The organism is Bacillus cereus group sp. N8, assembly GCF_016483685.1.
In the GTDB taxonomy this organism is placed as follows: Bacteria; Bacillota; Bacilli; order Bacillales; family Bacillaceae_G; genus Bacillus_A; species Bacillus_A proteolyticus.
In genome coordinates, this window is the sequence record NZ_JAEHBK010000142.1 from 1 (window position 1) to 384 (window position 384).

The following is a 384-nucleotide window of genomic DNA, read 5'->3' on the forward strand; positions in this document are numbered from 1 at the left end:
ATTGGATTTACAACTGCATTCATGGTTTTGTTGTAATCCAATGTTTTATTACTGTACCATGTATCTTCCGATTCAACCGAGAGGCATGCATCAGCCTGGTGAGTAATAACAAATTCTATAATTTCTTTTGTGATTGCTGATTCAATCGGGTAATGTTGTCTGTAACCTAATGCGTTATCTACTACCAAAGCTCCATTGTAGTAAATCATAGTTGCAATGTCTTGAAGTTCGTGAGGAAGAAAAACTTTAACTGATCGTGGCGCCCTTGCCGTAGCAAAAATAACTTTTATTCCTTTCTTCAGACACTCCAGTATAGCCTTTCTATTTCTTTCTGACACTTTCTTTTGTGAATCTAATAAAGTACCATCTAAATCTAAAACGATT

The 384-nt window shown here is 35.4% G+C and carries 1 protein-coding gene; it reads right to left on the reverse strand.

The annotated features are described in order from the left end of the window. A partial coding sequence (locus JDS80_RS30760; RefSeq protein ID WP_346011440.1) for an HAD-IIB family hydrolase occupies positions 1–383 on the reverse strand: 383 nt, incomplete at its 3' end. Between the last annotated feature and the right edge of the window lies 1 nt (position 384).